We start from the raw sequence: 20858 nt of genomic DNA on the forward strand, positions 1-20858 counted from the left end.
GTGTGCCCGCACCAGGGCGGGGTTGCGTTCTTTGAACGAGTAGAAAAAACAGCTTTACAATATACTGTATGCAGTATATAATAAGTCCACGAAGATTTTGTTTTTTCGACGATTGGAGGGAATGTTAAGATGAACGCATCAACAAGAGCAAAGGAAAAGTATAACAAGAACAATTATGATTCGATAACGTTTCGTATTCAGAAAGGGCAAAAAGAGCTGGTGAAAATTGCAGCTGAATGTTCAGGGGTAAGCCTTAATGAATTCATTGCCAGTGTTGTTCTTGGTGAAGTCTTTCGAGTTTTTTGCCGTGAAGGCGATGAACCGATTTATCCGCAGGATGTAACAGGGGAAGAATGGGTGGCATATAAACGAAAACAGCAAAGGGAGAAACCGGATTCTATAAAGCCAAAGACAAAACGGCCTGTCGGTCTACGAGATATAGAGAAGGAAAGGTATTTGCTGGAAGCTGGGTTGGAAAAAAAGAAAAAAATTGAAGCGTTGATGCTGAAGGAGGGGATTAGATTTGAACAATAAAGAAAGAGCAGAAAGAATTCGCAAGGTCATATCAGATACTTCTTCTGACCCTCTCATCAAACGCATCAAATTAGGCACACTGATTTCAGAAGCGTTCTCTGAAAGAGGTATTGATATTATTCTTACTGGCGGTAGCGCCGTTGAGTTTTATACGGCTGGTAATTATATGACAGGAGATATGGATTTCCATGTACGGGAAAACTCGCAAAAAGAAGAGATCATGCGCGAACTGGGTTTTTCTGGGCAAGGACGAAATTTTTACTTGGAAGACGCATATGTTGAATTTATATCTACGGAATACATGGGTAGTAAAGACCGGGCCTTAATACAAAAAAATGAGTTTGGGACGTTGAAAATTATTGGGTTAGAAGATATATTGTTGGATCGCATCAGAGGAGCAAAGTTTTGGGATGATGCAACCCCGGTTTATGAAGAATGGGCAATAGCTTTGATCTATGATAACTATGACAGGGTTGATTGGAAGTATCTGAAGGAAAACGCAACTAAAACTGAATGTAACGATGTATTAAAACATATTTGTAACCGCGTCTTAAAACAGAGAAGGGATACTGTTTTTGAAAAATCTGCTCTTGCTCTTTCTTTGCAAGAAGGGAATTATGCCGCTGAAAGAGATGTTGATCTGTTCCTTAAGATGCAGGAACATCCATTTCATATTCCTGTGAGTGAAATTCGTAAAGCTTTAAAAGAACACAGTCCTTTTGTTAAAAGTGATTTAGACGCGTATAATATCGAAAGGTTAGCAAGTTCAACCCTTCCTTTGATAAAAATAACGGAAAAAACCAAGAAACAAAAAGCAATTCATCGTAAGGAATCATATGAAACTGATATTGGTGATTCCGTTTGGAATGAAAAAGGTAATGGTATTTGGCGCTGTGATTATCCTAATGGGTATACGGGTCTTATCCAAAGAATCAGAGGGGAAACATATACAGTGCGTTTTGGAAGAACAGACGTATCCCGTTCCAAATGGAAAGATATAACAGGAAAGCATGGGATAGAAGAAGCGAAAAAATGGTGTGACATGAAAGCACGTAGAGCAAAGAAACCGGACGCCCCTGCAGATGGCAACAGCGGCGTTTTTGGAGGTAGAAAACAGGAATAATGGCGTCAAAGAATACCTTTCGGAGGCATTTCCTCAAAAGAGGAAAGAATAGATAGGTCAAAGAAAACGCATCTGGGGTATATATGAGGTCATAGGACCAGCCTGACGGGGAAGTCCGTCAGGCTTAATTTTTTAAACGGAGTCTTTTTTCAATTTCTCATAGCTTTTTACAAGGTCGAGAAGGGGCTGTGTTGACCATCAGGATGGTATTACACAGCCGATTTACTTTTTACGAATTTCTTTAACTGGTAATCATTTAACTGGAGAAAGAGGCAACAAGTTCAAGAACATCCGCAGGGGTTGTAAGAACATCGATCGTATCGCCATTAACATCGAAATATTCAACTTCGAAATGCGTACCGTCATATTCCAATACAATTGTACCTTTTGTTCCTAAAGGAAGCCCGCTAAACTCTTTCTTAAGCTTTACCACATCTAATTCTTTCATTTTTAGCTCTCCTTTTCACCTGGATAAACTGTTACGATTTTAAAAGTTTTTCTGCCCTTGTCTTTTTGAATAACCACAACGATGTTTGCGCTTACCTGTTTCCCGTTAATACCTTTTAGCTTTGTTTGAAAAGTTAACTTCGTCCCATAAGAGGTTTCTTCTGTTTTTGAAGGCTGTTTACCAATTATTGAAGAAATTACATTTTTATGGAATTTTTTGGCATCGCTTTGTTTATAACCTAAAACTTCGCGCATGAATTTAGCTTTTGAAGCACCAGTTGGGTGCGCTGGGTTCAATAGATACCCTTCGGTCTTCTTTTTGCTATATCTAACATCTTTTAGTGCACTAACTGGAGATTTTTGCTTTAGCGCACCGGTTGTAGAACCAAAACCGCCATGAAACCCGGTTCCCATCAGGCGATCACCGCCTTCCGGTGTGTAGACATGAAGTCGCTGTCAAATTGCAGAACCGTGATTCCGTTATCCTTGTATTTACCAAAGATGGTATCAGGAGCGCTGCCATAAACAATAATCGTTTGGGGTTCAAGCTCCTTTACTGCATATTCCAGTCCTTTTACAAAGTATTCCTGTTCACGAAGAAGCTTGACGCAGCCGTGGGAACCAACAGCAATGACGGAATGTTTAGGGACACCGGCGCAACATGAACGGTAGGTGCGTTCGTCACTCCACCGGACGTTGACAATTACAGCAATACCATGAACTTGTAGCCAATGACCGATTGCACGGCTCCGGTAAATGTTCCACAGCTGCATAACCAAAGGCATATCACGATATAAACTGAAATCCGGTGTAATCACGCCTTTATAATGTTGGAGGATTGGCAAATATCGTTGCGGGTTATTCCATACCCGTTCAAATGCGATATCATCCTCGTAGAAATGTACCCACGCATCAAAGTCGGTTCCGCCGACAGCTTTTGAAAAAGGAATCAGTCTGTCTGGCAAACTTTCCTCCCGTTTAATACACGGGATTTCCAGTTCGTTGTCAAAAGAAGCGTCTTTTACTAAGTACGAACGAAAAACATCTTTACAACCATTGCGGTCTTTATTAATTTTAGACATTTATTATGCCCTCCTGAGAAATTAATCGTAATAATTCGTTTTGTCATGATAATCTCCTTAAAAAAGAATTGATTATTTTCTCCGGATGTGCCATAATAAAATATACCATTACTGGATGGCAACATCCGGTAGCTCATGCCTCATAAATTGTTGCAGCAATTTATGAGGCTTTTAATTTTTGTTCAATCAATCGCATCACCGCCTTTCTTTGTTATTAAATCAGGCTCTTAAAATATCTAATAAATCGTAGTAAAAATATGTACGGTTTCTGCTTTTATTGTCCGTGTACAAGATTTTACTATCTACGAACATAGATAAATACCTGTTTACGCTTGTCTGAGGGATATGTGTTATTTCAGCAATTTGTTTCCCGGTAATGATTGGATATTTATATAATACATTGACCACGTCTACTACGTTAGAAGATCTTGCAAGTTGACGTGCAATGCCTAAGTGCTTTTCATACAGGTCATTTATACGGCTGATAATCTGAATATATTTCTCACACTGCATGGTAACAGTTGAAAGAAAAAATTTAATCCACTCATTCCAGTCTTTTTCATAACGGATGGCATTTAACAAACCATAATATTTCATTTTATCTCGTTCCAGCGCTTCGCTGATGAAAAAGCAGGGAAGGTCTATCTGTTTGGCAGAGAACAGGTACATTGGTATCAGCATGCGGCCAACCCGTCCATTGCCATCCATAAAAGGATGGATTGTTTCAAATTGGGCGTGTATGATTGCTGTGCGCACCAATGGTCTGTAATGATCCTCCGGATTATTCATGTAATCGATTAAATTCTGCATTAAAGATGGTACGTCTTCGGGCACTGGCGGTACAAATGTAATTGCATGTGTGGCATCATTCTTTCCTATATAATTCTGCTCTGTTCGATAAGCCCCGATGACTTTTGGCTTACGCACATTGCCGGTCATTAAGGTTTTATGCATTTCTAGGAAAAAGTCTTCGGAAAAATCATGTTTGCGCAGAGACTCATATCCTTCTTTTGTTGCTATATAATAATTATGTACTTCGTTAAGATTTTTGTCTTTCTCGTTCTGCGCAATCTGATTGGTTAATACGCCGTCCAGTGTTGCCTGCGTTCCTTCCATCGTCGAAGAAGCTAATGCTTCCTTCTGCTGTAATGTCGGCATGAACCAGGAGCTGTCTAACTTGCTGTCTTGTATTTTTTCTTTATACACTTCAAGTTTGGCGGTAGCGTCTATCAACTCTTCAAAAAAAATAGACTGGTCTATAGCCTTATCATCAAGAGGTAAATGACTTGCCTTATAAGATTCACTCATGGTTCTAACTCTCCTTTCCAAGGCAATTATAGTCATTATAAAACCAAAAGTCAAGTGTTTTGGTTCTATAGAAAGAAAAACGAAGGGATAAAACCGCTTAATAATATAATTGGTTTTATAGAGCTTTGATTTCCCTGTTACAACCCAATTATGGACGCAACTAAAAGGACTAAAAGATGTGTTAACGTTTGTTTTCATGCACGAAATCGGAAAAAATGTGATAAAATAAAATAATAAACTACTTATAATTTTGCCAGGCTATTTTATTATTGGTGTTCTGCAGGTGAGAGTATGACAGATTTTGATGTTAAGGAAAAACGATTTGAACAGGATATCGAAGAATTCCTTACTACCCACGGCGGTTATGTGAAGGGCGATCCTTTTGTCTTTGACCGTAAACTGGCTTTGGATACCGGCACTTTTGTTTCTTTCCTTAAAGCCAGCCAGCCTAAGAAATGGGAACGCTATGTGAGGATTTACGGGGCTGACAGTGAAAAGCAGATCGTAGACCGGTTCTGCCGTGAGGTAAAAATGGTCGGCCTGCTCAAAGTGCTGCGTAAAGGATTTACGGACAGGGGCATCACGTTCAAAGCAGTATTCTGGAAACCGGAGACCAGCCTGAACGATACCACCATAGAGCAGTATAATGCGAATATCCTGCACTGTACCCGGCAACTTCACTATTCTGTGCATAACGAAAACAGTATTGATATTGTGCTGTTCGTCAACGGTATCCCGGTGGTTTCTATGGAACTGAAATGCCAGTTTACCGGGCAGAATACAACCAATGCTATCCAGCAATATAAATTTGACAGGGCAAGTAAAGACACCATTTTTGCATTTAAGGAACGTGTGCTGGTTCATTTTGCGGTGGATCTGACACGTGTGTACATGACAACGCGCCTTGAGGGGAGTCGGACATATTTCCTTCCGTTCAATCAGGGCAGCAACGGCGCAGGTCGTGTCGGCGGCGCCGGGAATCCCATAAATCCTGACGGCTATGATACGGATTATTTATGGAAGAAAGTTCTCTGCAAAGACAGTCTGTTGGAAATCCTGCAAAAATATTTGCATCTGGAAGTGGAAAAAGACAAGGATACGGGGGATATTGTATCTGAACGCATGATTTTCCCGCGTTATCATCAGTTGGATGTGGTGACTAAACTGCTTGCTGATGTCAAGGAAAATGGCTCCGGGCATAATTACCTGGTCCAGCACAGCGCAGGCTCCGGCAAATCTAATTCCATAGCATGGCTGGCACACCGTCTGACCGGCCTGCATAACGCTGATGATGAAAAGATTTTCCAGTCTGTCATTATCGTAACGGATCGCCGTGTGCTGGACAGCCAGCTGCAGGACACGGTCTATCAGTTCGACCATGTGGACGGAGTTGTGGTCAAAGTCGATAAAAATGCCCAACAGCTTAAACAGGCAATAGAAAACGGCGCAGGCATTATCATCACGACACTCCAGAAGTTCCCTGTAATATATAAGGAAGTCAATTCCGGCAGCAAACGGTTTGCCGTTATCATAGATGAAGCCCATTCTTCCCAGACCGGTGACGCGGCAAAGAAACTGAAACGCGCGTTGGCGGATACAGAAGAAATCCTGAAAGAATACGCGGAGATGGAAGGCGAGGAGGAAGCAAACCGTAAGGACGATGAAGACCGTATGTTGGAAGAACTCGCCGCACAGGGTATCCATAAAAACCTGTCCTTCTTTGCTTTTACGGCAACACCAAAAGATAAAACGTTAAATATGTTTGGCTGGAAAGATGAAAAAGGCTCGTATCATCCTTTCCATATATATTCTATGCGTCAGGCAATAGAGGAACATTTCATTCTGGATGTCCTTAAGAACTACATGACCTACAAAATGTATTATAAAATCGTGAAGAACATTCCGGACGATCCGGAACTGGACACGGTTGCCGGTGTACGTGCTATAAGGAGATACGAAACCCTGCATCCCCATAATATTTCCCAGAAGACTTCCGTCATGCTGGAACATTTCCGCAACGTCACTATGAAAAAGATTGGAGGAAAGGCAAAGGCCATGGTGGTTACACCGTCCCGGCTCCACGCGGTGCGATATGTGCAGGAGTTTAAGAGACAGATACAGGAAAAGGGTTATACGGATTTGGATGTGTTGGTGGCTTTTTCCGGTGAGATAAAGGACTATGGGGTGAACTATACTGAAGAAGGAATGAACAAGACAAAAACCGGGGAACGGATCAGCGAAAAAGCCCTGCCGGAAGCATTCCATTCAGATGATTACCAGATATTGATTGTGGCGGAAAAATACCAGACCGGTTTTGATGAACCGTTGCTTCATACGATGTTCGTGGACAAAAAGCTGTCCGGCGTGAAAGCGGTACAGACGCTTTCGCGGCTGAACCGTACGGCAAGAGGCAAACAAGACACATTTGTATTGGATTTCGTTAACACCGCTGACGAAATCAAAGAAGCGTTTGAGCCGTACTACGAAGAAACCGTACTGCAGGAAGAAACAGACCCCAATGTGGTTTACGATTTGAAGAACACATTGGATGAATACCGGGTTTACCAGCAGACGGAGATAGATAAGTTTGCTGAAATCTTTTATTCTGGCAAGGAGCAGAGCGCCGGTGATCTTGGCAGGTTGCAAGGCACCATACGCCCGGCCATTGACCGTTATGTTGCGCTGAAAGCCGAAAAGAAAGATTTGTTTAAGTCCACCTTGGCCCGGTTTAACCGTATTTACGCCTTTATTACGCAGGTCTGCCGTTTGTTTGATAAAAATCTTCATAAATTCAGCGTCTATGTGAAGTTCCTTGCCATGCAGTTACCGAAAGCGGGTACGGAAAAAGTAGACGTGGATGACAAGGTGCTGGTGCAGATGGAAAACGATTATGCTGCGCAGGATAAATGGCAGAGCTATGCGAAGAACAATGACCGGAAAACGTTCATGCTGCTGTTTGAAAAGGACTTTCCGAACATGGCCGCCCAGCGTTATGAGCAGAATGACGACTTCTTCGTGCGCATGTTCTCTGACCCGGATATGATGAAGCAGGTTATGGAAACGGTGGGAAGCGTGTTGTACGAACGGTTGTGGAAAGGACAAGGCAACGGATATAATACATCGAACCCTGAATTATCCAAAGTAGCTGAGGAAAATGAAGCATTTAGTAATAACATAATTAATAATACTAATTAATTGTTACAAAGCATATTTGACTGATAAGTGGTTAAGCAAAAGAAAAGAACGCACAAGATTAAGGGAACTTTGGGGTGAAGATATAACAATGATAAAGAATAGTGAACAGATAAAGAATATCTTGCTGATCCGCCATGGAGAAAGTACTGCGAACGCAGGGATGGCGACTTCTGACCCCAAAGAAATATCCTTGACAGAAAAGGGCGAGGAACAGGCAAAAGAAGTGGCGGAGAAGATACCATTCTGCCCTGACCTGATAATCACATCGCCGTTCCTACGTGCCAGGCAGACAGCGGGGCCCACAATAGAACAGTATCCTCAAGCTATTGTGGAAATATGGCCGGAAGTACGAGAGTTTACCTACTTGTCGTCCATTGCTTGTGCCGGTACGACAATCTACCAACGTAGAGCAAAAGTAGAAGATTATTGGAAAGCGGCAAACCCGGAATATGTTGATGGTAAGGATGCAGAAAGCTTTTGTAATCTTATGGACCGGCTTAGGGTTACATTACAGAGATTGCACGAATCGCATGCGAATAATATTGTTATCTTCACGCATGGACAATTTATGAAGGCGCTATTGATGCAGCAGAACAATGCAAAATTTAGAGAAGCTGATTGCGTGGTGAAGATGCGATTGTTCCATAACGAAAGTACTATAGCTAATTGCGAGATAGCCTGGCTTGAAGGGATTGAAATGTAATGGCTTGTAAAAAGAAAAACGTTTTGCATCAAAATACCGCATTTTATCTACGAATCGTGGTGCCAAAATGGTGACCGTTATTCAAACTTTTAATGATTCGCGGTTGTATGTCTTGTGATAGTTTTTGTGATAATTCTACCCGAAATGGGCGAAATATACGCTGTAAATGAAATTTGTGAAATGCATAAACCCGCTAAAATAGGGATTTTTCAATCTTCTGTAAGGTAAGAAAAATCTACGAACCAAAAGGCCGGGGGTTCGAATCCATCTAGGTCCACCAAGAAAATATGCGGGTTTGTGGGAAATCGCAAGCTCGTTTTTTATGTTTGGCAATTGACAGCTTATTGACAGCTTATTTTTAAAATACCATAATTTAACATTGTGTAAGCAGTTAATGGTGTAACATTTATTGCGCATTTTTACAGATATTTATACATAAAAACCAAGAAATTGTAAACATTATCAAAAGTTTTCGTAGAGTCTAAAAATGGCATTCAAGAGGTCAGGGGTTCGATCCCCCTCGTCTCCACCAAATGAAATGTAGCAACCATGCGGGTTTTCGAACTTGCATGGTTGTTTTATTTTTGTATAAAACGGCCGTTGACAGCTTATATATATTAATGAATGCGTAGGGCCTAATCACAGTAGTCATGCGGATTTGCAAAACAAAACCGGGCGTTTTTACACCCGGCTTCGTGTTTTTGCCTGTGATTTTCGGATTTTATTTGTAATTGTTTTTTGCATGTGCTATAATCCTTATTAGTAACTATTGTTTTTAAAATGGTGTAATGAATAGGGAGGCATATTTTAGATGAATTTTTTTGCAGCAGGCCTGGATTACTTTGTTAAGGGCGGACCGGTCATGTATCCGCTGTTATTATGTTCTATTGCAGCTATTGCAATTTCTGTTGAACGATACCTGTTCTTCCGAAAAGCGGATAGCGGGCGGGATTTTACCAAAAAATTCTGTGAGTACGTTGAGCAGGATAACTGGATCGACGCCAAAGCGCTGGCAGATAATACCCAGGGCGAAATTGCAAAACTTGCGACAATCGTGATGGCCCGTCATGGCCGGTTTGAACGGTTGGAAAATTTTGTGAACGTAAGGGCTGAAAGAGCTTTGGATAAATTTGATAACCGCCTGAACTATCTGAATGTGATCGTTACTCTGGCGCCTGTATTGGGATTGCTTGGTACGGTAACAGGTATGATCGGGTCTTTTAACAACTTCAGCCAGCGTCTGGACAATCCGCTTGCTGTAACGGCCGGTATCGGGGAAGCGTTGATAACCACCGTATTTGGCTTATGTATATCTATTATTGCGATTTGCATGTACGCGTATTTTAACCGCCGTCTTGCTGCTATTACCTTAAATGTAGAAGAAGTAGCAAACACTTTACTGGAAGCGATTGCAAAGAATCTGGATAAACAGGCGGGTACTGAAGAATGATTAGATTAAAAAGACGGGGCAGGAAAGCACCGGACATCATGTTGAGCCCGATGATCGATATGATGTTCCTTCTACTGATATTTTTTATTGTCAGTGCCATGTATATGAGCGAACTGAAAACCATTCCGGTAAAGCTGCCGGTGGCTACAGAAACGATTACGCAAAGCACGGTTAAATTTACAGTTACGATCAAAGATGACGGTGCATATTGGCTTGGTGATAAAGTCATCGGAAAATCCGAGTTGGTTAACCGGGCACGGGAAGAACAGAAGAAGGATGAGAAGTTTTCCGTCGTGATTCGGGCCGATGAGAATGTACAGTATAAAGCCGTCATTGGATTGCTGGACTCGTTTAAAAAGGCGGGAATTTCCCGTGTCGGTCTGGCGACAGAAAAGGAAGCTAAAAAATGAATTTAAATAAGGATGAAAAAAAGAGCGTACTTTTTTCCATCATCTTCCATATTCTGTGTTGCGGGCTGGTCGGGCTTATCGCATTAACGACATTCCGTTCCGTACCGGATGAACCCATTTACGATGTGGCTCTGGTCAATGGAGGCGGGGATGCAGCCCCTGAGATTACCCCGCCGGAGCCAGAACCCGAACCGGAAATAGAAGAGGAAATCGTCAAACCAAAAGAAGACGATATTGTGGAAAAGCGGGAAAAACCCATACCGCAAAAGAAGCAGCCAACGCAAAAACCTGCAGCGCAACCTAAACATACGGCTCCCGGAGGTACCGGATCCGGTACGAACTCCGGAACCAGTGGCGGGAAAGGCCCCGGAATCGGTCCTGCCAGTGATGCGATCCAGGCTCCCGCTGTGCCTCCGAGAGTTACTCGTTCCCGTATGCCGTCCTATCCGGAATCGTGCCGTAAAGGCGGAATCACCGGGACAGCGGTGGTACGTTTCCTGGTAGGAAAGAGCGGCGGCGTGGAGTCCGTTGTACTGGCCAGGTCCAGCGGAAACGGCGCGCTGGATCAGGCGGCATTGAACGCAGCCGGCGGTTTTCGGTTTAAACCGGGGCTGGACGGATATGGACGTCCGATCCGTTGTTATGCATACCAGCCTTTTGCATTCCGTCTGTAATGCCTGTAAAAGTCTGGCAGAAAACCAAAAATTATTATATTGACCATATTCCAGATATACAGGGCCTGTCTGACAGCAGAGCCCTGTATACTGTTTTTAGAAGAATTCTTAACTGTATTGCAGGTATACAGGGTGGGTATCTGCTAAAGAGCCTTTATACCTGCATTTCAAACAGTACTTGACAGTTTACCCTGTATATAGTGTACAGTTAAGTTACAGGGGATTTCTGCATATTAAGTGAGAAAGAAATAATTCAGGCAGGAGAAGTTTAAATTATATTTTTTCAGTGATTACAAGGAGGAGTTAATATGGCGCATCCGAAGTTTGAAATTCCGGCTGATCCTCATGGAAAAGCACGTTATGAAAGTGCTAAAAAACATGCTGAAGCAGCCAAAAAAGCAGGCAAATCTTCCGAAGAGATCCATGCGGTATTTAAAAAAGTGATGAGTTTTAATCCTGCAACGGATCTGGATAAGATTCCGAAAGATGAAGCGCATAAGAAATATCGCAGCGCGCTGGTCCATGCAATGAAAGCTAAAGAAGCAGGTAAGAGCGATGCGGAAATCCACGAAGTATTTGAAAAAGTACTGAAGAGTACCGGATCCGGACACTGCAAACACTGATATCCGGATAGGGGTGCAGAGTCCCAGGTTGTTGATTATTTCCATGAAGAAGTAAACAAAACGCAATAAAAAAACAAAAACCTTTTTCGAAAAACGTTTCTGTGTTTTTCGTAAAAGGTTTTGTTTTTTTTGATTCAGGAGGATGTTCCGGAATTAACCTGCAAAAAGAGCTTTGTCACATAATCTTTATTCTCCCGGGTAAACCAGTGATTCTTTACAGGAAGAACAAAGATATCTCCCACCGGCTGCAGCTTATATTTTTCTAACTGTTGCCGGATTTTTTTACTGAGTTCATCCGCTTTGTCGTAAAATGTTCCGTCAAAAGTCATTTCACAATACAGGCTTTCCGGTAACGTACGGATAAAAAACTTCTTTTGTCTGTTTTCTGTCTGGCTTTTATTGGCGTTTAGGACATCAGGATGGCCCGGGGCAGCAGCGGGAGCGTCAAAGTGATGGTTCTTGACGGGTCCGTTCAGGAAGAAAAAGAAACCAATAGATATATTGCTGCAATGACCGGAAAAAAAATCCTCCCCGGAAATAATCCAGCCCTGCTGTTTTTCCAACAGACAGCGGTTATGTATATTTTTATGGCTTGCTTTCGCAAACAAAACAATACGATCCTTCCCGGTGTCCTTTTCAGTAAGCGGGTTGATTCTGATATAGCGCGGAGGATACGAACGGATAAAAACCTGGTTGCGGAGTTCTTTTCGTTCATCATTCAGTTTGACTGCGATTGCGGCAAGGGAATTGCGGATCCTTTCATTCTCACGGATTATTTCCTGGCAGACGCGGTCCTTTTTCCGGAATATTTCATCCAGGTGTTCCCGGCTTCTGTTTTTCAGGTATTCCTGAATATCATTGATGGGAATATCCAGGGAGCGAAGGTTTACAATGATTTCCAGATCAAGGTACTGGTCAATGGAATAATGCCGGTAACCGTTTTCGCTGATAAAGTCTGGCGAGAGAAGATGGATTTTATCATAATACAAAAGACTTTGTTTGGAAATCCCAAATACAGAAGCTAATTCCCCTGCAGTAAAGTATTTGGAAGACATTTCTTTTGACTTATTATTCATAATAATTCCTTTTTATCTTGACCATACAATAACTATATAGTTTAATATAATTACGTAACATTATTATAACACAAGATTTTACAGGATGGAAAGAAACGCAAACATCATTTATAACAAAATGTTTATGCAAGGAGAAAAAAGTGAAAGATAAACCGGTCATTCGCAACTTAATATTGAGTCTGACCGGTCACTGTAATTATGCCTGTAAATACTGCTATGCAGCATATCATCCGGAAAAAGGCATGCCGGTGGATACCGCGTTAAAAGCCGTGGATATGGCAGGGGAAAGCGGGCAACCGTTTATCCTGCAGTTTACGGGCGGAGAACCCCTGCTTGCGTTTCCTGCAATCCAGGCGGTGACAGAATATGTGGAAGCCAAACGATATGCAGCGATTCTTCAGTTGCAGACGAATGCGTCCTTAATGACGGAAGAGACCGCAGCTTATCTGAAACAGCATAAAATCGCTGTCGGCGTCAGTTTGGACGGCCGTCCGCCGGTCAATGATTCCCTGCGTAAAAAGAAAGACGGGAGCAGTGCGTCAGAGGCCACAATCCGGGGTATCCGTCTGCTGGCGGCTAAAAAAGTTCCGATTGGGCTGACCTGTGTTGTTACGGATACGAACGTTAAATCACTTCCCGGCATTGTCCAGATGGCGTATTATCTTGGCAACGTCAGGCAGATCGGGTTTGATTTACTGCGCTGCCAGGGCCGGGGAACTGCCCTCCATCCTGCTTCGCCGGAGGATGTGACCGTGGCTATGGAACAATGTTATGCATTGGCACAGCAGCTGGAAAAAGCAACAGGTATCACTATCCGGTTTTCCCAGCTTGAAAAGATACGTAAAATTGTTTCAGGCAGGGCCTGTTCTTTTGGCCAGTGTTATGCCATGCACGGGGAAGAAGCCTATGTAACCTCTGACGGAAAAATCTATGCCTGTTCTTCCCTGGTAGGAAATCCTGATTTTTTACTGGGAAACGTATGGGATGGGATGGATCCGGAAAAAACCAAACAGGTTGGGAATTTCATTGCCAAAGCGATGGAGGCCTGCGCTGCATGCGCACATCTTTCTGTTTGCGGGGGAGGCTGTTTTACCCGCTGGCTGGGACGTGGCGGCAAAGCAGAAGAGGAATGCGCCATGCAGCAGACATTTGCAAAATATATCTGAACTAAGGTGTTTGACGATGCGTACATTTAATATATGCAGGTTGACGAATCAAAAGCGTTTTATCATACTGTTCCTCATGGTGCTTTTCCTGTTTACGATGCTGTGCGGTTGTAAGCAGGATGCGCCTGCAGAGGATAAAACGCATTCTGCAGTGACAAGCAGTCTGAATGTAAAACCGGCAGGCGAAAATCCGGGCCAGTCTTATTCTGCAAAAGATGACACGGGTCGGACGCTTGTTTTCAAAACAAAGCCCTGCCGTATTGTTTCCGTTACCTATGGCACGGATGAGATACTGAAAACACTGGCAGGACCGGAACGAATTGCGGCGTACAGCCGGCATGCCGGGGATCCGGAAATATCTTTCCTGAGTGAGGACGATGTGAAGCGGGTCGGCAGGAAAGTTGAAAACAATTCGGAAGCCATTTTTGCCCTGCATCCGGATCTGGTGGTCATATCAACCTCCACCGGGGCTGATGAATTACGAACACTGGAGAGTATGGGGCTTACGGTCTATGTAGCCATGAGCCCGAAAAATTATCAGGAAATGAAACAGAAAGTGCGTAACCTTGGACTGGCGGCAGGTGAACCGCAAAAGACAGAAGCATTGCTTAAACGTATGGATGAGAGGATGCGGGCTTTAGAAAAACGCCTGCAGGCGGTTCCGGATGACAAGAAGAGAACGGCAGTGGCGTTTTCCATGACCGGACCTATGGGGCGAAAAGGGGAATTGTTTGATTCCATGATGGGTCTTGCACACGTGATCAATGGCGCGGCGACAGTTCATCCGCTGGGGATCAAAGGGCAGATCAGCAAGGAACAGGTGGTGCAGGTGAATCCCGATATGTTTTTGCTGCCGACCTGGAATTATGACAAGCATTCTGAACCGGAACGGTTTGCCAGGGAACTGAAAGAAGACCCTGCGTACCGGAATGTGAAGGCGGTAAAGAACAACCGGATGGTCTATGTGTCGGACCGGTACCGGTATGTTGCAAGTCATCATATTGTAGACGCGGTGGAAAACATTGCCTATGCCGTATATCCGGAACTGTTCCCGGAGGGAAAACCGCAGGATCAGGAATAATGAAGGGATGAAGATTTTTCAGGGGGTTGACCGTGATTAAGAATAAACGCGCGGCGTTAGTAGGACTGGTTATTATACTGCTTTGTGTGACAGCGGTGTCCCTGACCTTTGGCCAGATTCCCGTACCGGTAAAAAATACGCTGGCCGTAGTCTGTCATCAGACGGGGCTGCCGTTTTTTGGGGAAAACGATTTTACCCAGGAACAGCTGGCAGTGATTTGGTTTATCCGTATGCCCCGTATGCTGGTAGGCGTTTTGGTTGGCGGCGCATTGGGTATGTGCGGCGCTGTCATGCAGGGGATTTTCAGCAACCCGCTGGCGGATCCCGGCATCATCGGCATTTCCGCAGGCGCGGCGACAGGGGCTGTGCTGGCCATCGCTACCGGTTTTGCCACGCAGAGTATGTTCACCATGCCTGCCTTTGCGTTTTGCGGCAGTATCTGTGCAGTTGCGCTTACGGTTTTCCTGGCGGCGCGGAACGGGAAGATCCCGGTGATGACGTTGCTTCTGGCCGGCGTAGCGGTAGGTATGCTTCTGGGAGCTCTTACATCAGGCATCCTTACTTTTATGAATGAACAGAAACTACAGCAATATCTTTTCTGGATGGTAGGCGGGCTGGATTACCGCCGCTGGGAACATGTCTATCTGGCTATCGGCCCCATTGCGTTTGGCATCGTAATTATGTTATTGCTTGCCAGACATCTTAATATCCTGGTGCTGGGCGAAACGGAGGCCAGAGCGGTAGGCATGCCGGTCATGTATTTTCGTATGGGATTGTTACTGGTGTCGGCCATGACAACGGCAACTTCGGTTTGTGTAAGCGGTAACATCGGCTTTGTAGGATTAGTCATTCCGCATATGATGCGGATGCTGCTGGGGCCGGATCACCGTGTGCTGCTCCCGGCCAGCGCGCTGGGAGGTGCCATGTTCCTGGTGGTCTGTGATTCGCTGGGTCGGGTGGTGCTGGCTCCGGCAGAGGTACGGGTGGGTATTATGACTGCATTACTTGGAACTCCGTATTTCTTATACCTCCTGCGGAAGATGCAGAAAGAAAAAATGTAATTTGGGAGACAGTTATGGGCAAGATTATTTTCATGACCAATGTAATCCGCCGTTTCGGTATCATGCAGCAAATGCTGGACAAACTGCAGAACGAAGAGAACCTGCAGGGGGATTATTCCTGCTGGTGGGTTACAGAGAATACGGAATGGAACGAAGAAGCGGAAAAGCGGCTGGCAGGTACGGACTTCCTGCTGCTGAAATGGATGGGAACCGGGCTGACAACTACGTTTCTGAAGCGGGTGCATGCCTATGTGCAGCGTCATAAGATCCCCTATTACATTGATGCGGCCGGCGGTGATGATGACAATCTGATACAGGGGATAACAACGGAGCAGGAAAACGCTGTCCGCTTATATTCCATTTACGGGGGCGAAAGCAATCTGTATCACCTCTGGCAGTACCTGAGCGGTATTGTGGGAGGAGATACTTCTGCTGTGGCCGGACCGGATCCTATCCACTGGACCGGAATCTTTCATCCCCGGGCGAAAAAAGTATATACAGATCTGGCTGAATATGAAAAGGACTTTTGCAGTCAGGGAAAGCTTACGGTGGGAATCCTGTTTTACCGTGATGAATGGGTATGGGGCGACCTCCAATACCAGACCTGTCTGATCGAAGAAGCGGAAAAGCAGGGGCTTAATGTCATCTGTGTATTCAGTAACGGGATGCCGTACAAAGAGATGGGAATGCCGACCCTGGACGAAGTGTTCAGTCGTTTTTTCTTCAGGGACGGATTCCCTGTCATAGATGTTTTTATCAACATAAACAAGTTCTCCCTGACAGCCAGCGGCGCCCTGAAGCTTGATTTCCTGAAGCAGTGGAACGTGCCGGTGCTGGCAGCCTATACGCTCCTGACCGAATATAAAGACTGGAAGGACAATCTGGAAGGCATGAATGCCATGGAGGTTTCTATTTCCATCTCCCTGCCGGAGTTTGACGGCGTGACCCACGGCGTACCGGTAGCAACGAAGAAAGTGCTGGAAAACGGGGACATTCGCTACCAGCCCATACCGGAACGTATCGCCCATATGATCCGTAAGGCAAAAAAATGGGCGACCCTGCGACATAAGGAAAACGGTGAAAAAAAGATTGCAATTATTTTCCATAACTATCCGCCGAAGAATTCCAATATCGGAAGCGGAGTGGGACTGGATACCATCGAAAGTGTGCGCCGCCTGCTGGCTAATATGCGGGAGCGGGGCTATAAAGTTGATTTTATCCCGCAGGATACGAAAGAGTTTATTAACATCCTCACCAGCCACGCAACCAATGACCGGTCCATGCTTTCCGCAAAACAGCTGGAGGAGGCCAACAAAATCTCCGGAGAAGAATACGGGACATTTTACAGTCAGTTTGAAGAAAAAGTGCAGAGGCAGCTTGCCAAAGACTGGGGCGAGGCCCCGGGCAGTGTGATGGAATATAATGGAAGGCTGATGGTGCCGGGGACCATGGACGGCAATATCTTTATTACGGTACAGCCACCCCGGGGGTTCGGGGAAGATCCTGCCAAGATTTACCATTCGCCGTTCTGCGCTCCCACACATCACTATATAGCGTTTTACCAGTGGGTGCGGGACATCTGGAAGGCAGACGCGGTGGCGCACATCGGGACCCACGGTTCTCTGGAATGGCTGCCGGGGAAAAACGCAGGGCTCAGCGCAGGATGTTATCCGGATCTGGCCTTACGTGACCTGCCGAACATGTATATTTACAATATGACCATAACAGGGGAGGGAATCCAGGCCAAACGGCGGGGCGCCGCCGTGCTGGATGAACATCTGCCCGCACCCCAGTCGCAGGCCGGGACTTATGACGAGCTGGCAGAACTGGAAAAAGCCATGGATGAATATGTCCATTTCCAGCGCACCGCGCCGGAAAACCTGCCCCGTCTGGAAGAGCTGGTACTGGAAAAGGTTAAGGAAGCGAATCTGGACGGCGAGGTCGAACGGGAAGAAGGGCAGCCGTTCGAAGAATATCTGGGCAATCTTCACAATTACATTACTGATTTGAAGAATATGGAAGTCCATACAGGCCTTCATATATTAGGGGAACCGCCCCGGGAAGACGGGCTGACAGAATACCTCTGGCTGCTGACCCGGCTGGATAATGGAAGCGTGCCGAGTCTGAACCAGACACTGGCATCGCAGTACGGTTATGATTATTATTATCTGCTGGAACACAGCGCTGAAATATATGAGCCGCTTCAGATGACCTTCAATATGCTCATCGATCATATAGGGGAGCAGTGCAGGGATGTGATCCGTACCCTGCAGGACCATGATTTTACCGATGAAGGCATTCAGGCCGTCATGCAGAAGGAATGGGTAAAAGAAGCAATGTTAAAACCGCCGGCGCAGATATTGGCCGGCGCTTCCCGGACGGCGGCGGATCAGAATATACAGGAAACACCGAAAGCCTTTGCGGAAAAACTGCAGGCCGTCTGCGAATATATCTGCCATACCGTGTATCCCAACCTGATGCTGACCTCGCAGGAACAGGTTACCATGCTGCGCGGGTTTGAGGCCGAGTATATTGCGCCGGGACCAAGCGGCGCTCCCAGCAGCGGCGGGGCAGACCTGCTGCCCACCGGGCGGAACTTCTACGGCGTGGATCCCCGTACGCTGCCAACAGCAGCCGCCTGGGAGATCGGCAAGAACCTGGGAGACCAGGTCATCAGCCGGTTTATTGAAGAAGAGGGACATTACCCGGAGAATATCGGTATCGTGTTATGGGCCGGGGCCAATATGCGAAGCCATGGGCAATGTCTGGCGGAATTCCTTTATCTGTTGGGCGTGAAACCGGTGTGGCAGCCGGGAAGTTTGCGTGTGACCGGGCTGGACGTGATTCCGCTTAACGAATTAAAACGGCCCCGCATTGATGTGACCGCCCGGATCAGCGGCCTGTTCCGTGACAGCATGCCCGGTGCCGGTGAGATGCTGGACAAGGCGGTGCTGACGGTTGCCGCACTGGAAGAAGATCCGGAGCAGAACTATGTCCGCAAGCATATTATGGAAGACAGTGCGGAGCTGGAAAAAGAAGAAAGCATGGAAAAAGAAGAAGCCTGGCGTACGGCAGCATTCCGTATCTTTGGTGACGAACAGGGCGTATATGGTGCCGGTGTAGCCGCATTACTGGAAGCGAAGAACTGGGAAACCATTGACGATATCGCGGATGTGTATGTCCGCTGGGGCGCGCATGCTTACGGCGGAATGACGAAAGGGAAATACCTGCCCGCACAGTTCCGGAAACGGATGGGCGTGCTGGATATCACGATTAAGAATGAAGACAACCATGAAACCAATATGCTCAGCAGTGACGACTACAATGCCTACCATGGCGGCATGATTGCGGCGGTCCGGAGTATCAAAGGAAGCGCGCCCAAATCCTACTGCGGGGACAGCACAGACCGTAGCCGGGTCACCATGCACAGCGTGCAGGAAGAAGCGAAACGCCTGTTCCGCAGCGAGGCCATCAACCCGAAGTTTATTGAAGGCATGATGAAGCATGGCTATAAAGGCGCCGCGGACATGTCCAACATGGTGGCCCACAGCTTCCAGTGGGATGCTACAAGCAAAGTGATGGAAGACTGGATGTATGAAAAGTATGCGGAAAAGTATGTGCTGGATCCCAAAGTACAGGAATGGATGCGGGATGTGAATCCCTGGGCCTTAAAACGGACGACGGAAGTACTGCTGGAAGCATCCCAGCGGGAATTATGGCATGCCAAAGACGAAACATTGCAGGCATTGCAGAAGCTTTGCCTGGATGTAGATGGCGAGTTGGAAGAAAAGGCGGATGAAGCATGAGCAAGGATACGGTTACAGAGAAATTATATACACTGTCTTCCGGTGATGAAGTGTATCGCTACGAAAAAAGTATTGTGATTTTTTTCAAAGGCAGGCGTAAAGTTCTCAGTACTTCGGTATTTAACGGCGGCTATCATGAGAACTATACCGCCGTGTTTAACCATGATGCCAAGCAGGGGGCCGGCATGCCCTGTGAAATGCTGGCTCCTACGTATACAGAACATATGCACATCCTTTCGGGACGGCTGGGTCTGGATCCGGAGACCGTAACAGGTATGGGAACCGCGGCGGATATGGAAAATGCGGTGATAGAGACCCTATGCTATCAGAACCTGACAGTTACGGCTATTGTTACTGGTGGTATCGAAACAAACGGCGGCCGTGTGGGAGATCCTGCTACCTTTTTCAAACCCGTGGAAAAACCGGACAGGGCAGGGACTATCAATATTATGCTTGTGTTGGATACAGATCTCCCGCCCGGGACCCTGACCCGGGCCCTGGTGACCTGTACGGAAGCCAAGACAGCAGCGATCCAGGAACTGCTGGAAGGCAGCAAATACTCCAGCGGGATAGCTACCGGCTCCGGAACGGATACTACCATTGTGGTAGCCAACAGTGAATCTTCCCTGTATCTGGAAGGGGCGGGCAAACATTCCAAACTAGGTGAACTAATAGGAAGGGTAGTCAAAGCAGCTGTCAAAAAGGCGTTGGATAAACAGACCGGTCTGAATCCGAAAACGCAGCACAATGCGTTAAAACGTCTGCAGCGGTTTGGGGTAAACAAGACTACGCTTTGGGAAAAATATCTGGCAGGATGCAAAGGAAAAACTGCTTTGCGGAAACCGGAATTTCTGGCTAAAGCAGAAGCACTGGCAAAAGAAGAGAAGATGCTGGTCTATACTTCGCTGTACATTCATCTGCTGGATCAGTTTCTGTGGGGATTGCTTCAGGAAGAGGAAACAAAGGACGGAGCCGGGGCGATACTTGAAATTCTGGCACGAGCCTACGATATACAGCCTTTGAAAATTGAGAGGGAGCTCTCACAGGAAACTATGATGGAAACCTGGCAGCAAATGTTTTTAACTGTTCTGCGAAAGTAAGTTGTTATAACCTGGCAAC

The 20858-nt window shown here is 45.8% G+C and carries 18 protein-coding genes; 13 read left to right on the forward strand and 5 right to left on the reverse strand.

Annotated features, from left to right (window positions below):
• The first annotated feature begins 129 nt into the window (after positions 1 to 129).
• A complete protein-coding gene (locus ACZOWY_RS08525) occupies positions 130 to 534 on the forward strand; it encodes a hypothetical protein (protein WP_484395538.1) in 405 nt (134 codons plus the stop codon).
• Positions 524 to 1657 (forward strand): hypothetical protein, encoded by a 1134-nt coding sequence (locus ACZOWY_RS08530; protein WP_484395541.1) that lies wholly within the window; start codon positions 524 to 526, stop codon positions 1655 to 1657. The genes ACZOWY_RS08525 and ACZOWY_RS08530 overlap by 11 nt, the downstream gene beginning before the upstream one ends.
• 256 nt (positions 1658 to 1913) lie before the next feature.
• Here ACZOWY_RS08530 and ACZOWY_RS08535 read toward each other — a convergent pair whose 3' ends face one another.
• The 4 genes from ACZOWY_RS08535 to ACZOWY_RS08550 form a co-directional block, all read right to left on the reverse strand.
• Positions 1914 to 2105: a DUF4926 domain-containing protein gene (locus ACZOWY_RS08535; RefSeq protein ID WP_484395546.1), complete on the reverse strand. Its 192-nt coding sequence runs from the start codon at positions 2103 to 2105 to the stop codon at positions 1914 to 1916.
• Between the two features lie 2 nt (positions 2106 to 2107).
• Positions 2108 to 2518, reverse strand: a complete 411-nt coding sequence (locus tag ACZOWY_RS08540) for a DUF6883 domain-containing protein (RefSeq protein ID WP_484395551.1) — start codon at positions 2516 to 2518, stop codon at positions 2108 to 2110.
• The gene (locus ACZOWY_RS08545; protein WP_484395555.1) at positions 2518 to 3186 is read right to left on the reverse strand and encodes a DUF4417 domain-containing protein; all 669 of its coding nucleotides are present in this window, start codon (positions 3184 to 3186) and stop codon (positions 2518 to 2520) included. Before ACZOWY_RS08545 ends, ACZOWY_RS08540 begins: the two co-directional genes overlap by 1 nt.
• Before the next feature lie 219 nt (positions 3187 to 3405).
• Positions 3406 to 4494, reverse strand: coding sequence for a Fic family protein (locus tag ACZOWY_RS08550; protein WP_484395560.1), 1089 nt, complete (start codon positions 4492 to 4494; stop codon positions 3406 to 3408).
• Positions 4495 to 4785: 291 nt separating this feature from the next.
• Between ACZOWY_RS08550 and ACZOWY_RS08555 the strand changes: the two genes are divergently transcribed.
• From ACZOWY_RS08555 to ACZOWY_RS08580, 6 genes are all read left to right on the forward strand, one after another.
• Positions 4786 to 7689, forward strand: coding sequence for a type I restriction endonuclease subunit R (locus ACZOWY_RS08555; protein ID WP_484395565.1), 2904 nt, complete (start codon positions 4786 to 4788; stop codon positions 7687 to 7689).
• Between the two features lie 88 nt (positions 7690 to 7777).
• Positions 7778 to 8392, forward strand: coding sequence for a histidine phosphatase family protein (locus ACZOWY_RS08560; RefSeq protein WP_484395570.1), 615 nt, complete (start codon positions 7778 to 7780; stop codon positions 8390 to 8392).
• A gap of 811 nt (positions 8393 to 9203) precedes the next feature.
• Entirely contained in the window at positions 9204 to 9842 is a 639-nt protein-coding gene (locus tag ACZOWY_RS08565; RefSeq protein WP_484395575.1) for a MotA/TolQ/ExbB proton channel family protein, read from the forward strand.
• Positions 9839 to 10252: an ExbD/TolR family protein gene (locus ACZOWY_RS08570; protein ID WP_484395577.1), complete on the forward strand. Its 414-nt coding sequence runs from the start codon at positions 9839 to 9841 to the stop codon at positions 10250 to 10252. The genes ACZOWY_RS08565 and ACZOWY_RS08570 overlap by 4 nt, the downstream gene beginning before the upstream one ends.
• Positions 10249 to 10926 carry an energy transducer TonB gene (locus ACZOWY_RS08575; protein WP_484395579.1) on the forward strand — a complete coding sequence of 226 codons (678 nt, stop codon included), beginning with the start codon at positions 10249 to 10251 and terminating at the stop codon, positions 10924 to 10926. Before ACZOWY_RS08570 ends, ACZOWY_RS08575 begins: the two co-directional genes overlap by 4 nt.
• Before the next feature lie 308 nt (positions 10927 to 11234).
• Positions 11235 to 11549: a hypothetical protein gene (locus ACZOWY_RS08580; RefSeq protein ID WP_484395581.1), complete on the forward strand. Its 315-nt coding sequence runs from the start codon at positions 11235 to 11237 to the stop codon at positions 11547 to 11549.
• A gap of 134 nt (positions 11550 to 11683) precedes the next feature.
• On the opposite strand, the gene ACZOWY_RS08585 is transcribed toward ACZOWY_RS08580, so the two are convergent.
• Positions 11684 to 12625: a MerR family transcriptional regulator gene (locus ACZOWY_RS08585; protein ID WP_484395586.1), complete on the reverse strand. Its 942-nt coding sequence runs from the start codon at positions 12623 to 12625 to the stop codon at positions 11684 to 11686.
• A gap of 140 nt (positions 12626 to 12765) precedes the next feature.
• Between ACZOWY_RS08585 and ACZOWY_RS08590 the strand changes: the two genes are divergently transcribed.
• Genes ACZOWY_RS08590 through ACZOWY_RS08610 form a run of 5 tightly spaced genes read left to right on the forward strand, consistent with a single transcriptional unit; the run spans position 12766 to position 20839 of the window.
• Positions 12766 to 13791, forward strand: coding sequence for a radical SAM protein (locus ACZOWY_RS08590; protein ID WP_484395591.1), 1026 nt, complete (start codon positions 12766 to 12768; stop codon positions 13789 to 13791).
• A 40-nt stretch (positions 13792 to 13831) separates the two neighbouring features.
• Positions 13832 to 14872 carry an ABC transporter substrate-binding protein gene (locus tag ACZOWY_RS08595; protein ID WP_484395596.1) on the forward strand — a complete coding sequence of 347 codons (1041 nt, stop codon included), beginning with the start codon at positions 13832 to 13834 and terminating at the stop codon, positions 14870 to 14872.
• 26 nt (positions 14873 to 14898) lie between these two features.
• A complete protein-coding gene (locus tag ACZOWY_RS08600; protein WP_484395601.1) occupies positions 14899 to 15933 on the forward strand; it encodes a FecCD family ABC transporter permease in 1035 nt (344 codons plus the stop codon).
• A 14-nt stretch (positions 15934 to 15947) separates the two neighbouring features.
• A complete protein-coding gene (gene cobN, locus ACZOWY_RS08605) occupies positions 15948 to 19739 on the forward strand; it encodes a cobaltochelatase subunit CobN (protein WP_484395605.1) in 3792 nt (1263 codons plus the stop codon).
• Positions 19736 to 20839 (forward strand): adenosylcobinamide amidohydrolase, encoded by a 1104-nt coding sequence (locus tag ACZOWY_RS08610; RefSeq protein ID WP_484395610.1) that lies wholly within the window; start codon positions 19736 to 19738, stop codon positions 20837 to 20839. The genes cobN and ACZOWY_RS08610 overlap by 4 nt, the downstream gene beginning before the upstream one ends.
• The last annotated feature ends 19 nt before the right edge of the window (positions 20840 to 20858 follow it).

This window comes from Succiniclasticum sp., from assembly GCF_056977735.1.

What these genes read in the sequence shown, in the direction of transcription:
- ACZOWY_RS08525 (WP_484395538.1), top strand. Translation starts at nt 130, where the DNA reads ATGAACGCATCAACAAGAGCAAAGGAAAAGTATAACAAGAACAATTAT.
- ACZOWY_RS08535 (WP_484395546.1), bottom strand. Translation starts at nt 2,105, where the DNA reads ATGAAAGAATTAGATGTGGTAAAGCTTAAGAAAGAGTTTAGCGGGCTT.
- ACZOWY_RS08540 (WP_484395551.1), bottom strand. Translation starts at nt 2,518, where the DNA reads ATGGGAACCGGGTTTCATGGCGGTTTTGGTTCTACAACCGGTGCGCTA.
- ACZOWY_RS08545 (WP_484395555.1), bottom strand. Translation starts at nt 3,186, where the DNA reads ATGTCTAAAATTAATAAAGACCGCAATGGTTGTAAAGATGTTTTTCGT.
- ACZOWY_RS08550 (WP_484395560.1), bottom strand. Translation starts at nt 4,494, where the DNA reads ATGAGTGAATCTTATAAGGCAAGTCATTTACCTCTTGATGATAAGGCT.
- ACZOWY_RS08555 (WP_484395565.1), top strand. Translation starts at nt 4,786, where the DNA reads ATGACAGATTTTGATGTTAAGGAAAAACGATTTGAACAGGATATCGAA.
- ACZOWY_RS08560 (WP_484395570.1), top strand. Translation starts at nt 7,778, where the DNA reads ATGATAAAGAATAGTGAACAGATAAAGAATATCTTGCTGATCCGCCAT.
- ACZOWY_RS08565 (WP_484395575.1), top strand. Translation starts at nt 9,204, where the DNA reads ATGAATTTTTTTGCAGCAGGCCTGGATTACTTTGTTAAGGGCGGACCG.
- ACZOWY_RS08570 (WP_484395577.1), top strand. Translation starts at nt 9,839, where the DNA reads ATGATTAGATTAAAAAGACGGGGCAGGAAAGCACCGGACATCATGTTG.
- ACZOWY_RS08575 (WP_484395579.1), top strand. Translation starts at nt 10,249, where the DNA reads ATGAATTTAAATAAGGATGAAAAAAAGAGCGTACTTTTTTCCATCATC.
- ACZOWY_RS08580 (WP_484395581.1), top strand. Translation starts at nt 11,235, where the DNA reads ATGGCGCATCCGAAGTTTGAAATTCCGGCTGATCCTCATGGAAAAGCA.
- ACZOWY_RS08585 (WP_484395586.1), bottom strand. Translation starts at nt 12,625, where the DNA reads ATGAATAATAAGTCAAAAGAAATGTCTTCCAAATACTTTACTGCAGGG.
- cobN (WP_484395605.1), top strand. Translation starts at nt 15,948, where the DNA reads ATGGGCAAGATTATTTTCATGACCAATGTAATCCGCCGTTTCGGTATC.
- ACZOWY_RS08610 (WP_484395610.1), top strand. Translation starts at nt 19,736, where the DNA reads ATGAGCAAGGATACGGTTACAGAGAAATTATATACACTGTCTTCCGGT.